The organism is Actinoplanes sp. NPDC049598 (genome assembly GCF_040675435.1).
Taxonomy (GTDB): Bacteria; Actinomycetota; Actinomycetes; order Mycobacteriales; family Micromonosporaceae; genus Actinoplanes.
The window spans coordinates 143567-158028 of sequence record NZ_JBFAOX010000001.1 but is presented as its reverse complement, the minus strand read 5'-3'; the positions used below and the strand labels follow the sequence as shown (position 1 = coordinate 158028).

Here is a 14462-nt window from a genome sequence, read left to right as displayed (position 1 = left end):
ATTCTCCGTCTTCCTAGGGGACGTAGATTCCGTCGATCAACATTCCACGGATCGTCGTCCCGATTCGGGAGGACAGTCCACCGCCGGCGACACTGTTTGACTTACCCGGCATGTCCAGCCATCCCGCCGGCGGATTCGCCATCCCGGTCACCGCCGTGTCGGGCACGTGACCGGCCTGACCAGTGTAAGCCACACCCGCCCGCCGGGCCCGGCGCCGCTCAGCCCGTGCCGCCGCATTCGCCTTCGTCCGCAGCTTCCCGGCAGTCGGCTGCACGACCTGGGGACCGTTGGCCTCGAGCCACGCATTCGACCGGCTCGCGTATTCCTCCATCGCGGCCGCCTCATCCGGAGTTCGCCCTGCGGTCGACATGTTGTAGTAGTCGCCCTTGGTTCCCACCGCGCACGAAGACCCACTGACTCCGAGATTGATGATTCCAGGGTCGTTGTTGTGGACGAGGACCGGACTGTCGCCGGCGAAGACGTAGTACGTGTGGATGTCATCGACCGTCAGGTCGTGCATGGTGCGACGGCCTGTGAAGTTCCGGACTTCCAGCACGTGCACTGTGCGCCCGTCGTCAGTCGCGAGCGACTCGCCCGGCGCCAGCGACGCGGCGTCGACCCAGTCCTGGCGCGTGACGCTCCAGAACGGGTGATGCTGTGTCGTGTCAAGGGTTGAGATCGCACCGCTGCCGTCCGCGATCGTCAGCGAGGTGAGATCGGTGTCGTTGTTGGTGAAGGTGGCGACGACCTTGTGGGTTGAGTTCTCACCCTCCTCCGGGTCGGTAGCGACGACTTCGTCCCCTACCCGGACCTGATCGATACGTCTCGTCGACCCGTCCGCCAAAAGAACCAATGTCGCTGGGGCGAAGCTGTGAGTGCAGGAGCTCCCCAGATCGTCGACCTTGTCCGCCAAGCTCCTGGCCCTGCTTCTGGCGTTCTTCAGCTTCTCCGCTGAGGCGAAGAAATCGCCCACCAGACCCTTGAGCCGGCCGCCAAGATCCCACAGCGACTCGATGACATTCGCCGCTCTTTTCCAACGGAAGGCGTATCGGGCGAAGAGTTTGCCCGCTGCGCCGCCGATGATGCTGAACGCGACGTTGATGGCCGTGTTGATACAGCCCCCGATGTCCCCCTTGGTGAAGCAGTCGAGGGCGTCCGTGATGCCGAGCTCGTCCATGAGGATCTTGCCAAGGGCCTTGGCGACATGGACGAGTTCCTCTTTGACCCTCTTCTGCTCCTCCTTGGCCTGGACGACCTCCTCGTCCTCCTCGACCGTGGGCGGCGGCTGGGAGACAGGCTGGCCACTGCCGCCCCTGGCTCCGTCCTCGCAGTTGCGGCAAGGCATCAAACCGCTGGGGTCCGGGTTGGAGATGGGGTTCTGCCAGCCGTAGGCGTAGGCGTTCAGCTGGGCCGGGTTACTGACGTCGATGACCGGGTCGACCGAGATGAAGCGGCCCGCCACCGGGTCGTACTCGCGGGCGCCCAGGTGGGTCAGCCCCGTTGTCGAGTCCTTGGTGCCGCCGACGAAGCCCTTCTCCCCCGTCCACGAGCCCGCCGCCGGTGGAGTTCCGCGGTCGGTGCCGAACGGAGTCGAGCGGCGCATCGTGATGTTGCCGCTGGCGGCGTCCACAGCCGCCTGACCCGTGCCGTTCGGGTCGGCGATCTGGAACTGGATGCCCTGGATCGTCTTCACCGCCGTCGCGCCCGCGGCCAGGCCGATGAAGCGGGTGTCGTCGACCTTGTTGGTCGCCGTGGTGAGGCGGATCTCCATCCCCGGCAGGTACAGCGTGGTCGCTGTCGGCTCGCGGCGGAGGACGCGGGAGCCGTCGGCGCCGTAGACGAAGCTGGTCTTCTTGCCGTCGGCGTTGGTCACCGAGGCCAGGTGGCCCTCGGAGTCCCACTCCAGGGTCTGGTTCTCGCCGGCCTTGATGCGCTTCGTCGTGTTGCCGGTCTCGTCGTACTTGTACTCGTACAGCTTGGTGTTGCCGGTCTGGTCCTTCTCGACGATGTTCTGGACCGCGTGCGGGTTGGCCGCGGTCCCCGCCGGATAGGTGTAGGTGCGGTCGGTGCCACCCTCGTTCACCTCGGTCTTGCGGTTGCCGGCGGCGTCGTACGTGTAGGTGGTGTGGTACGGCGCGATGCCGCCCATCACCGGGTTCTGACAGTCCGTCCCGCCCGTCGCGATGGCCGACGTGAGGCGGCGCATGTAGTCGTACGTGAAGCACTGCGTGTCGTTGACGGTCGAGGAGGCCGGGTCGTCCTTGATGGACAGGATGTTGCCGGCGTCGTCGTAGGTGTACTCCTGGTTGATGTCGCTGGACGGGCGGTCCGGCGTCGGGTTCTGCGGGGTCGTGTAGCTCTCCCGCTTGAGGATCAGCTTCTGCAGGCGCTGGGTGGTGTCCTCGTAGCCGAAGGTGACCCACGAGCGGCGGCCGCCGGTGCCGAGTTCGGCCTGCGTCACCCGGCCGTCGTCGGTGTAGAGGACGTCGGTGACATAACTGCCCGTCGTGCCGGTGACGCCCTTGAGCCGCTTCAGGTCGTCGTAGCGGTAGACGACCGCCTCGGCCGGCAGGCCGCCCTTGCCCTCGGGGAACGTCTGGCCCTGCACCGTGCCGTCGGTGTTGTAGCTCGTCGTGAACGTGTAGACGCCCTTGAGGGCGTCGCCCGCGTCGGCCGGGATCGAGTACTTGACCTCGGTCGGGCGGTAGAGCGCGTCCTGGTTGGTGGTCGCGACCACGTACTGCTGGCCGTTGACGAACTTGATCTGGGCGTACTGCTGGCCCTTGAACTTGCGGTCCCACTGGGTCTCGGTCAGCTGGGTGCGCCCGGCCGTGGTCACTTCGAACGTGCCGGTGACGCGGCCGAGATCGTCGTACTCGGTGTCGAAGGTCTTGCCGCGCTGGTTGACGGTGCGGGTGACCCGGTCGACCTCGTCGTAGGTGAACGTCGTGGTGCCGGCGTCCGGGTCGACCGCGGTCTTCTTGCGGCCGAGCTGGTCGTACGTGTAGCCCCACTTCGTGCCGGCCTGGTTGGTGACCTCGGAGAGCAGCCCGGCCGGCGTGTACTTGTACGTGGTCGTGTCGTGCGCGCCCGTCGGTGTCGCGCCCTTGTGGTACCAGATCGCGGTGGTCTGGCCGCGGGCGTCGGTGATGGACGTGGTGGCCGTGCCGCCGGTGGGCGGGGTGACCATGGTGCGGTCGCCGCCGTACGACGTGGTGGTGCGGTACTGCTCGTGCCCGGCCGAGAAGGCGATGACGTCGGTGACGCGGTCGGCGCCGTCGTAGACGTAGCCGGTCTGCAGATCGGTGTCGACGTCCTCGGTCGGGAGCAGGACCGGAGCCGGGGCGCCGTCGGCTGCGTAGGGCTCGCTGACCCGGTCGACCTTGCCGGTCGAGGTGTACCAGGTGTCGGTGACCAGGCGGCGGCCGCCGGGGGCGGGCGCCTGCACCTGGCGGGGGCGCAGGAAGCCGTCGAAGATCTGGTACTCGTACTGGGTCTTCGTGGCGTCGCTGTCGGGTTTCTCGGTGACCACGACAGTCGGCTTGCCGGCGGCCTGGACGTACGAGTAGCGGGTGGCCGGCAGCGAGGTGCCGTCCCGGTCGGGGGTCCACATCTCGGTGACCCGGCCCAGCTTGTCGTACTTGATCTGGGTGCGCTTGTCGTTCCAGTCGGTCTCGACCGTGGGCAGGCCCCACGCCGGGTTGAGCTCGGTGCTCGCCGTGAACTCGACCGGCGTGGCCTTGTTGATCGAGATCTTGGGTGAGGTCTCCGTACGCTTGGTGGTGAGACCGTTGGTCTCGGTGTAACCGAGCTTGGAGACGACGCCCTTGGCGTCGGTCACGGTCAACGGCCGGGCGTACGCGTCGAAGGTGCTCTCGCTGACCTTCTGATATGTCCCGGTCGTGCCGTTGTGGCTGGTCAGCCGTTCCGTTTTGGTGATCAGGCCGCGGGTCGGGGCGCTGCCCAGGGTGGTGCTGCCGTCGTAGTAGGTCCGCGAGTCGGAGAGCACCTGGGTGGCCCGGTTCGGCGACGCCGAGCAGTTCACCAGGACCGTCTCGGTGCGGTACACCATGGTCAGGATGTTGGCGCCGGTGTTGTCCGCGTAGTAGCTGCGGGTGCACCGGTCGTCGTCCGCCGTCGACACGTCACCGAGCTCGTCGACCGCGGTCACCCGCCCGTTGGCCTGGTCGTAGGCGGTCACCGTCTTGGTCTCGCGCCAGCCGCCCGACTGCAGGCCGGTGAAGCTGCGCACGATGCTGGGCCGCACGATGGTGGCCTTGGCCGTGCCGAACGAGCGGGTCTGGCTGGCCGTCTCGTACCGGGCCGGGGTGGTGGCCGACTTGCTGATCACCTTGTCGTTGGTGCCGTCGAGGACCTCGGTCTCGATCTCGAAGCCGACGAAGTCCTTCTGGTCGGTGTAGGTGGCGCCGGTCGAGTCGGAGATCGACACGTCGTGCGTGCCGCCCTCGACGTTCTTGTTGCCGTCGAGGCCCTGCATGTACGTGTGGCGGCTGCGCGTGCGGACCGTCTGGTCGTCGCCCTTGCTGACCACGACCGTCTTGTAGCCGCGCCACTCCGACCAGGTCTTGTACTTGTCCTCGGTCATGCCGTCGGGGTCCGGGTACCGCCAGCCGGCCGCGCCCTGGTAGTCGTAGAACGTGACCATGTCCGGGGTCGGCTGCGCCTCGGGGTCGATCCTGGTCGTGTCGGTCTCGCGGACGGCGACCACCACGTACTTGTTGAACCAGTCGAGGTACGGCTCCTCGCTGCCCCCACCATGCCAGCGCACCGAGTAGCAGCGTTTGGTGCTCTTGCCCTCGGCCGGCAGGGTCGTGCCGGTGCACTCGGGCTTGGAGTACTCGATGTCGAGCTGGCCGCCGGTGTCGTTGTAGACGGTGCCCAGCCGCGGCCGGCCGAACTTGCCCATCAGGTCACCGGGCTGGACGATCCGGTTCTCCAGCTGCTTGACGTCCAGGCGCACGACCGGCGAGGCGAGCGCGGTGCCGCCCCCGTACAGGCCCTCCTGCTTGATGGTGTGCAGCCACAGGCCGTTGCTGCCGTCACCGTTGTCCGGGTAGAGCTGGCCCAGGGTGTACCGGTCGACGTCGGCGAACGTGCTCGTGCCGTTGCGGATCTGGGTGGTCACCGTGGAGAGCCGCTTGCGGGTGAAGAACGACGGGGAGACCTGGTCGGTCTTGCACTTCGTGCCGGCGGCGCAGATCCGGTCGTACGGAACGTCGGGCCAGGCGGCCTTGGTGGCGTCGGTCAGGTTGTTGTTGGCGCAGGCGGTCGCGTTGACCGTGGGGTCGCAGCGCTCCTCCTCCTTGAAGACCACGCGTGCGGCCGGGGCGGTGGTGAAGACGGCGCCGGCCCGCTGGCCGTAGTCGATGCGCTTGAGGTAACCGCCCCGGTCGTACGTGGTCCCGTTGACGTCGGTCTTGCGGCCGAGCGCGTAGGAGTTGGTCTCCTTGCCGTAGTAGTACGCGATGACGTTGTTGTTGCGGTCGAGCGCGTAGTCGAGGTTCCACCGCCACGCCTGCTGGCACCACGCGTTGGCGAAGGTGGACTTGTAGCAGGGCTCGGCCACGTCGCCGTCGTCCTTGTTGGAGGCGTCGTCACCGAAGACCGGCACGGTCCACGTGGAGTTGGTCTCCTCCTTGCCCGTGCTCCAGCCGGGCAGCTGGTTGAGGCCGAAGAAGTACTGCGTGCCGTCGCTGGTCGTGAGCTTCCAGTGCTCGCCGGTCAGGTTGCCGTCGTTGGCGTCGCCGTTGACCGCGCCGGCCAGCCGCTGGATCTTCGAGCCGTCGTCGTTGGCCAGCTTCCAGCTGCTGCCGGAGCGGACCAGCTCGCTCGAGGAGCCGTTCAACGACAACGTGAGATTGTCGTACGCCCAGCAGAGGTCACCGACGTCCTTGTGCCCGTCGTCCTGACACGGCTTGTAACGGCGCTCGACGTAGCCCGGCTCGTAGGTGAAGCCCTGGCCGATCCAGGAGCCCTGGTTGTTGGTGTCGGCGGTCTGCCCGTCGACGGCCTGCGAGTTGTAGGCGAACGAGACACCGGGGCCGAAGCCGCCCGGCACCGGCGGCAGCCGCAGCGGGTAGGACCAGGCGAACGAGCCCGAGGAGGGGGCGACGCTCCAGCTCGACGACGGGGCGAGCGGGGTGGCGCCGTACGTGCCCTTGGCCCCGCCCTCACTGGCCCGCATGGCCACGAGCGTGCCGGTGGCGGCGACGTTGACGTCCGCGCTCAGCGTCCGGGCGTTGCCGTCGTTGACCGCGGCCAGCGGCTTCGGGGCACAAGCGGCGGCGTCCGGCGTGGTCAGGGCGCACTCGGGCAGCGCGACCAGGGTGAGCCGGTCGCCCAGATCGCCGGCTCCACCCGCGAACGCGGCGTAGTCGAAGCTCATCCGGGTCGTGCCGGCCTTGGCCCCGGCGGCGGGGCTGACCCGCATGACCGGTCCGCTGGACTTCGCCCGGTCGGCGACGTCCTTGGCGTAGGTCTGCACCTTGAGCCGGCCCGCGGCGGCCTTGACCTTCAGGCCGCCGACCTTGGATCCGGTTCCGCCGGCCGCCACCTCGACGGTGGCGGCCGCCGGCCAGGCCGGCTCGGGCTTCGGCTTCTTCGCCAGCTCGAGCGCCTTGTCCGGCAGGTTGGTCAGGCCCTGGGGAGCCGGCTTGACCGGCGCGGGCTTGCCTTCGGCGGGTACGGCCGGACGGTCGTCGGCCGGCGCCGCGACAGCCGGCAACGGGTCGGCGTGGAGAAGGGTGGCTACCACAGCCGCGATGAGCGCGGCCGAGAGGGTGCGTTTTCCGAATCGCATGGGTCTCTCTCCGCTCAGATCTTCGGCTGTTCGGCGTGCTGGGCGAGGAGCTGGACGGTGGTGTCGTCGATCGTTCCGCCGTAGACGCGCACGTCGTCCACGAGCCCGGCGAAGTACTCGCCGAACTGCCCGTTGACCAGGGCCCGGCCGATCTGGAAGCCGCCGGTGCCGGAGAACGCGGCGCCGACCGGCACGTCCTGGGTGTCCACCAGCTCACCGGAGACGTAGAACCTCAGCTCGCGGGTGTACGCGTCGTAGACGATCGCGATGTGCTGGCCGCCCTGATCGGCGGTCGGCCCGCGGTCCGGGTCGGTGGCGATCACCGTGCTGCTCGGGGACGCGTCGGTGTTCGGGATGATCACCTTCCACGTGTCCTCCGGGGTGCACTGGATGCGGAAGGAGCTGTTGGCCGTGCCCGCCTGCGACAGGACGGACTGACCGGTGCTGCACACCGGCGCCGCCGTGCGCACGAAGGCGCTGACCGAGAAGCTGCCCGCGGTCGGCACGACCGGCCCGGTGGTGCGGGCCCGGTCGTCGATGCCGTCGAGCTTCAGCTCGCCCGCGCCGACCATCGGCGACTCGGCCTCCCAGTCGTCGGGGTCGGGGACCCGGACGGTCGCGCCCTCGACCAGCAGCTCCCGGCCGGCCAGTCCGTCGAGCTCGGCGCTCTTGCCGCCGCTGACCGCGTTCAACTGCCAGTAGGCCTGCCGGTTGGGGCGGCGGCTGACCATCCCGTTGACCTCGACCCCGCTGAGGATGCGGTCGTAGACCTCGACCTCGGCCAGACTGCCCTTCCAGTAGTTGCCGTAGGCGCCCCAGTCGAGGCTGCGGCCGGCCTGGACCGGGCCGTACGAGGTGAACGCCGAGCGGCGCACGTTGGCCCCGGTCGTCTGCCGGACGCCGTTGACGTACAGCTCGATCGTCTCCCGGTAGGCGTCGTAGACGCCGGCGAGGTGGGTCCACTCGTTCTTGACGGCCGCGTTGCCGCTGACCGTGCCCCAGGCGCCCATGTTGCGGACGTCGGTGACCGGAATCTTGAACGCCCACTTCTTGGTGCCGGCGTCGTAGCCGAGGGTGAAGCCGGGCACGCCGGTGCCGTCCTGGCTGACCGCGACCCGGTTCTTCGTGTCGTCGGTCAGCTTCACCCAGGCCGCGGCGGTGAAGCCCTTCTGGGTGTCGATCAGCGCCGAGCTGTCGGTGGCCAGGTAGCTGTCGGCCTCGCCGGTGAAGCTGGCGCCCCGGTCCCGCTCGCAGGGGCTGACGTTGAGGCAGCCGGGGCCGGGAACGCCCAGCGTCACGCCGGCGCCGGCGGCCATCGGGTGCTCGCCGCGCGAGTCGGCGGCGGTCGGCGAACCGGGGTTGTCGCTGAAGTTCCACTCGCCGGCGGCCAGCCGCTTGGGCACGCCGAAGTAGCACTCGGCGATCGTGCTCGGGTTGTTGGCCGCGTCGTAGGCGCGCACCTTCACGAAGTGCAGGCCGGCGTCGTCCGGGGTCCAGCCGCTGACGGTGACCGGGCCGCCCGGGCCGGCCGGCACGACCGTGTTCTTGGGGTCCTCGTCGAAGCCGTACAGGTAGCGCACGGCATCAGTGCCGGGCACGTCGAAGGTGAAGGTCGAGTAGAGGCCGGCGTAGCCGCGGTCCTCGTCGTCGGCCACGCAGGCCCCCGCGTCGGCGGTGCGGTCGTCCTCCGCGTCCAGCGGCAGAAAGTCCGGCGAGTCGATGTCCGGTTCCGGCGGCGCCGTACGGTCGATCTTGAACTTGCAGCCCGCGCTGTAATCGCTCCAGCCGACGTCGTCGCCGCCCGCCGCCTTCCAGGTGATGACGGTGTTCAGCGGCGCCTCGCCCGCCTTGACCGTGACCTTGAACGGCGTCTTGCCGTCACCGGCCTTGACCCCGGTGGTGTACGTCTTGGTCTGGGTCGTGCCCGTGCTCGTGGTCCAGGACAGCTGGATCCGGGCCTTGACCTGCTCGACGTGCGCGGTCGAGTGGTCCGCGTCCTTGACGTAGGCGCTGAGCACGGGGAAGGCCGAGATGACCGGGACCGGGGTGCCGGTGATGCACTTCCCGCCCGGAGCCGAGGTCATCGTGCCGGTCGAGGGAACGTTGGGCAGGTGGTTGTACTTCACCTCGAGCTGGCCGTTGCCGCAGAAGCGCTTCCACGCGGTGTGGTCGGTCTCGTCGACCGCCCGGAGCCCGAAGGTGACGCTCTTGAGCTTGCCGGCGTGCATGTCGTCGACGATCTCGATGGCGTTGAACCGCACGTTCTGGTTGCCGGTGCTGCAGGAGCCGGCCTTGTCGGTCGGCGAGACCGTCTGCATGATCTCCGGCAGGTCCGGCTGGTTGCCCCAGTTGGTGGCGGTCGAGATGCCGCCACTGGCCCGGTAGAGCCGGACCGGCGCGGCGTTGCCGTCGAACGTGTGCACCATGGTGACCGCGAACTTGGCCTCCAGGACCGTCGAGCCCAGGTAGGCCGAGGTCGGCACCGTGTAGAACAGCCGCTTGACGCCGGCCCCCTTGCAGGTGCCGGTCACGACCGGGCACTCGCCGACGCCCTCGTCGGCCTCGCCGTCGAACGACCAGTACTCCTCGCTCGGGAAGCCGCTGGCCACCATCGTGAACGCGCTGCGCTTGGAGGTCGACAGGACCGGGTCGATGTAGACCGGGAAGGTGGTGGCCGGGTCGGCCAGCATCTCGGCGTCGGGCACCAGCGTGAGGCTGTCCTTGTCCACCTCGACGCCGATAGGCACCTCGGGCACCGTGGTGTCCTGAGGAACGGCCTCGTTCTGCGGAACGGCCGAGCGGGCCGCGGCGGCCGGGGCCGGTGAGTCCCACATCGTCGGCTGCGGCGCCTCGAAGACGGCGTCCCCGCTACCGGAGTCGGCCACGGTGAGGTCCCCGCCGGCGTTCTCCCGCACGGTCAGGCCGGTGGTCTTCAGCCCGAACTCGATCTCGGCCAGGCGCGGGTCCGCCGCCGCCTCGGCCGTCTTGACCACCAGCACGTGCGAAAAGCTCTCCGGCGTCACCGTGACGACCAGGTCGACATCGGGGAGCACTTCGCCGTACGTGGCGTGGTCGCCCTCGACCGTGGGCTCGGGCAGATCACCCGGCCAGCTCAGCGACAACGACCGCCCGGCCCGCTCGGCCGTCAGCAGCGGGCCGTCCCCGCCGCCGGACAGCCGGAGCCCGTACGTGACGGCCTTCGGGATCAGCGTGCCGTCGGCCGCGGCCTCGAGCGTCGCGTCGACCGGCAGCCAGCCGCTGCCGGACCGGACCCGGACCGGCTGGACGTGGTCGATCGAGGTGAACGTGCCGTCCGGGTTGGCGTACGCGGTACGCCGCTCGCCCCGCAGCGAGCCGATCTCGACCCGCTGGCCGAGCTGCTTCGCGTAGGCCGCGGCCTCACCCTCGGTCGGCCGGTAGGGCGACTCCTCGGCCACCGGCGTCATCGCCGGCGCCGGCGTGGCGGTGACCCCCGGGGTCACCGCGTATCCCGCCAGCAGCGCCGCCAGACCGGCCACCAGGCCGATCCCGCGGCTGCCCCGGCGCTTCTCCCCCGTTGCCATGGACTGGCCTTTCTGCGTCTTGGAGTTCATCACCGGACCGCCGTTCCGAAGGACGCCGGCCCGGTCCAGGTGGCCGTGGCGGCCGGGGCGCCGGCCGCGATGGAGGACCAGGAGTACGCGCTGACCTCGCCCTTGACCGGCCGGTTGACGTAGAGGCTGGTCGCCGAGGAGCCCAGGAAGGCGCCCTCGAGGGACATCTCGCTGCCGCCGCCCTTGATGGCGACGGTCGAGCCCGCGCCGGCCGCCTTGACGCCGACCACCCAGCCGCCGTCGCGGGCGTTGGCCAGGTCGTAGCCGGGCGCGCCGACCACGAGGGTCTGGTCCGTCCCGGGCGAGAAGATCACCTGCTCGCCGAAACGGTCGCCCGCCCTCGGCTGCGGATGGTGCACGCCGACGGCCACTGCGGAGTAGGCCGTCGCCGCGACCCGGTAGGTGGACACCACACCGGAGTCGGGGACGTTCGACCAGTCGGCCCCCGGCGACCCCACCGCCAGCAGCGAGTCCGAGGTGCCGCTGACCGGCACCATGGCGATCGACTTGCCGAGGGTGGTGTTGGCCGGCGCGCCGCCGATCGTATTGCCGACCTGTTTGATCGTGGTTCCGGAGAACGCGAAGACGCGCACCCCGCCCGCCCACGGATGGCCGGCGTCGGTCCGGCCCGGCTGGCCGATGGCGAAGTGGTTCGGGGTCGAGGCGAGCGAGTAGCCCAGGCGCTCGTCGACGCTGGCGCCGGCCACGGTCCCGCTGGTCGAGCCGATCCGGTAGTGGACCATGCCGGCGTCGGCGTCGCCGGCGTTGTCCTCGCCGGGCGCGCCCACGGCCATGAACGGCTCGCCGGCGGCGGTGTTGCCCGCGGTCACGGAGAAGCCGAACCAGTCGCTGCTCTCCGGGTCCTCGCCCACGTCGGCGTTCTGCTGGTCGAACCAGACACCCTGGCCCAGCCCGTTCGGGCCGCCGAACAGGATGGCGAACCAGCCCGAGTTCACCTCGTCCGCCGCCGAGCCGTCCTCGTAGGGCGCGCCGACCACCAGGTCGGCGCAGCCGTCCACGTTCGAGTCGAAGCCGGCCAGCGAGAAGCCGAACTGGTCGTTCACCTCGGCCGTGCCCGGCACGCCGGAAGCGCCCTGGTACAGCGTCTGGACCGGGGTCGATCCGGAGTACCTGACCGTCACCTGCCCGGCCTCGGCCAGGCCGTTCACCGTGGCCAGCGGGGCCCCGACGGCCACGTCGGTCGTCCCGTCGCCGTTGAAGTCGCTGTCGGCCGCGACGCCGCCCGGGCAGCCCGCCACCGGCGCGTAGTCGCGGTAGATGATGACGATGTTCGGGTTGTTGTTGAACGTCCGGTAGGCCAGGTTGTCCGTCTCGGTGGGCGAGCGCAGGGCCAGGGACACGTTCGACCAGGCGCCGGCCGCGGCCGACCGCACGATCGGTGTGACCGGGAACCGCAGCACCTTGGCCGGGCAGCCGGAGGCGCCGCCGGCGACGTTCTGCGACGACAGGATCGACTGGAACGCGGGCTGGTTGTTCCACGTGTTCGCCGCGCCCGCATAGCCGGTGGCCCAGACGTCGATCTGGCGTGGCTCGCACGAGGCGGTGAAGGTCTCGGTGACCACGAAGTCGGCCGACGCGATGTACTTGCCGGCGATCGGTGTCGAGCCGACGTCGAGATCGAAGAACGAGCGGTACTTGTTGGCGCCGCCGTTGTTGCTGCCGACCGGCGCGTTGCCGGTCACGTTCATGTAGTTGACCGTGGGGTTGCCCGAGTCGACCTTGACCCAGTTGCTCTTCATGGCGGTGACGCCGGGGTCGATGTAGACCGGGTACTTCGTGGCCGCGGCGTCGAGCATGGCCCGGTCCGGCGTCACCACCAGCGAGGCCTGGGCCAGGGTGGTCCGCATGGCCTTGACCCGCTCGGCGGCGGCGTCCCACATGATCGGCGCGTTGCCCGAGAGCAGCACCTTGCCCCGGGCGTCGGCCGCCCGCAGGTTGCCCGAGGCGTCGGCCGAGAGCTTCAGGTTGTCGGCGTCGACCGCGAAGGCGAGCCGGTCGAGCTTCGGGTTGGCCGCGGCCTCGCGGCTCTTGACGACCAGCACCTGCGAGTAACCCTGCACGTCGGCCGTGAGCGTCAGGTCGACGCCCGGCAGCACCTCGGCGTACGTCGCCGTGTCGCCCTTGAGTTGCGGCTTGGGCAGTACGCCGGCCGGCGAACCCAGCCGCAGCGTGCCGCCGCCCTCGGTGACCGCGACCATCGGGGCCGCCCCGCCGCCGGAGAAGACCAGGCCGGTGGAGGTGGCGGCCGGGCGCACCGAGCCGTCGGCGGCGAAGGCCAGGGTGGTGTCGACCGGCGTCCACTTGCCGTCCCGCTTGACCCGGACCGGGCGGTAGCGGTGCTCGTAGCGGACCGAGCCGTCGGGCAGCGCCCAGGCCTGGTCCTGCTCGGTCGTCAGGTCGGCGATGCCGACCTCGGCCCGGCACTTCCGCGCCGCCGAACGGGCGTCCCGCTCCGGCACGGTCCCGCCGGGACAAGCCTCGGCCTTGACCTCGGCCTGGGCTTGGGCTTTCGCCTCGGCCGGCGCCGGTTCCCCACCCGGGTGCCCGGACGGCACCGCCACGTAGGCACCGACGAGCATCACGGCCAATAAGCCGACACGAACGTCTAATTTGGACACAGAGGAGCCACGAGGGCGCCCTTCACCAGCCGACATCTCACATCCCCGTAATGAAGATCCCAGTGACTGGCTGCGACGCCCCACGCACAGCCAGATAGATGATCAACACAATGGAGGATGGTCGATTGTTTGTCTAGACCGCCTTCAAAGAATTCTCACAGGTTCCAGTAAGTAACCGGTCCCCGCTCCGCTCGACCGAGCGCGGGATCCCTCCGCAAATCCGCTACGATGCGCGTCGATGATCGGGGGATCGACGGATGGTGTTGGCTGAGGACCGGGCGCCGCGGGCCGTTCGGGCCTGCTCGTTGCTGCTGGCCGGGTTCGCGGTCGTGTGCGCGGTGATGGTGGTCGGCGCCGTGCTGGCCTGGCAGCATTTCGGGCCCGCGGCGGACGGCATCCCCCGGCTGCCCGGGGACAGCGTGGACAAGCAGATCTCCTCGGTGCGGACCGGGCTGGCGTACCAGACCGGGCTGGCCGTCGTCGCCGGGCTCGCCGCCCTGGGGCTGGCGGTGGTGGTCCGCCGCCGGCGATCGTGGGTGCAGCGGACCGTCTGGTGCACGATGGGGGCGCTGGTCATCGGCCTGTTGCTCGGGCTGACGGCTGGGGAGTCGACCTCATTCGGCCTCAGCCTGCTCCCGGGTTGGTATCCCGCACTCAGCTCGGTGCTGACCGCGATCCTGGTCGCCACGGCGGTGGCGGTCGCCGTCGCCATGTCGCGGACCGCGTCCGAGGAGTTCCACCAGCCCGACCCGCGCCAGGCCGATCCCCGCTGGGAGTCCTTCGTGCGGCGGCAACAGCAGGAGCGGTGACCCGGGCCGCGGTCAGCGGCTGCCCTGACGGGCCTGGCCTTTGTCCTTGCGAGCCTGGCCTTTGTCCTTGCCAGCCTGGCCTTTGTCCTTGCGAGCCTGGCGGCGGGCGCCGGCGGCTCGGGTCGAGGCGGCGCGCTTGCGCAGGTCGGGGGTGTCGGGGCGGTTGTCCGTCCGTTGCGGGCGGGGCTTGCGGCCGCGAGCCGGGCGCGCAGACTTGGCTTTCGCCTTCGCCGCGGCCTTCGCCGCGGCGGCGGCTTCGCGTTCGCGTTCGCGGCGCAGGGCCTCGGCGGACTCGTGGGCCAGGGTGGCCAGGCGGGCGCTGACCTGGGACAGGAGTTCCTCGAAGACCTCGGCCTTGGCGCGGCGGCGGGCGTTGCGGGCGTACGCCTTGCCGCGCCCACCGGTCTCGGCGACCCGTTCGGCGGCGCGCCGCCGGTAGTTCTTGACCTGCTTGTCGCGGGCGCGGCGGACCCGGCCGTGCAGCTCGATCAGGCCGTCCTCGTCGAGCTTCTTCAGGCGTTTCGGCTCGGTCTCGCGGACCAGCGCCAGCTCCGCCTCGGTCAGGGTGCCCATGATCGCGTCCATCGGGCCAGCCTCACCC

5 protein-coding genes are annotated in these 14462 nt (G+C 70.0%); 1 reads left to right on the top strand and 4 read right to left on the bottom strand.

Features of this window, described 5'->3' with window-relative positions; all coding sequences use genetic code 11:
* Window positions 1-13: 13 nt before the first annotated feature.
* From AB0J66_RS00810 to AB0J66_RS00800, 3 genes are read right to left on the bottom strand one after another with little or no spacing between them, the layout of a single operon-like run.
* On the bottom strand, window positions 14-6820 hold the full coding sequence (locus tag AB0J66_RS00810; RefSeq protein WP_364654503.1) for a polymorphic toxin-type HINT domain-containing protein: 6807 nt from the start codon (window positions 6818-6820) through the stop codon (window positions 14-16).
* 14 nt (window positions 6821-6834) lie between these two features.
* On the bottom strand, window positions 6835-10383 hold the full coding sequence (locus AB0J66_RS00805; protein WP_364654502.1) for a LamG domain-containing protein: 3549 nt from the start codon (window positions 10381-10383) through the stop codon (window positions 6835-6837).
* Between the two features lie 29 nt (window positions 10384-10412).
* Window positions 10413-13013 carry a DNRLRE domain-containing protein gene (locus AB0J66_RS00800; RefSeq protein WP_364654501.1) on the bottom strand — a complete coding sequence of 867 codons (2601 nt, stop codon included), beginning with the start codon at window positions 13011-13013 and terminating at the stop codon, window positions 10413-10415.
* 296 nt (window positions 13014-13309) lie between these two features.
* Here AB0J66_RS00800 and AB0J66_RS00795 point away from each other — a divergent pair, with 296 nt between their 5' ends.
* Window positions 13310-13861, top strand: coding sequence for a hypothetical protein (locus AB0J66_RS00795; protein WP_364654499.1), 552 nt, complete (start codon window positions 13310-13312; stop codon window positions 13859-13861).
* A gap of 12 nt (window positions 13862-13873) precedes the next feature.
* Here AB0J66_RS00795 and AB0J66_RS00790 read toward each other — a convergent pair whose 3' ends face one another.
* Window positions 13874-14446, bottom strand: a complete 573-nt coding sequence (locus tag AB0J66_RS00790) for a hypothetical protein (RefSeq protein ID WP_364654497.1) — start codon at window positions 14444-14446, stop codon at window positions 13874-13876.
* Window positions 14447-14462: the final 16 nt, after the last annotated feature.

Bases quoted from the DNA above. Each gene is read 5' to 3' on its own strand.
- AB0J66_RS00810 (WP_364654503.1), bottom strand. From the start codon at position 6,820: ATGCGATTCGGAAAACGCACCCTCTCGGCCGCGCTCATCGCGGCTGTG.
- AB0J66_RS00805 (WP_364654502.1), bottom strand. From the start codon at position 10,383: ATGGCAACGGGGGAGAAGCGCCGGGGCAGCCGCGGGATCGGCCTGGTG.
- AB0J66_RS00800 (WP_364654501.1), bottom strand. From the start codon at position 13,013: ATGCTCGTCGGTGCCTACGTGGCGGTGCCGTCCGGGCACCCGGGTGGG.
- AB0J66_RS00795 (WP_364654499.1), top strand. From the start codon at position 13,310: ATGGTGTTGGCTGAGGACCGGGCGCCGCGGGCCGTTCGGGCCTGCTCG.
- AB0J66_RS00790 (WP_364654497.1), bottom strand. From the start codon at position 14,446: ATGGACGCGATCATGGGCACCCTGACCGAGGCGGAGCTGGCGCTGGTC.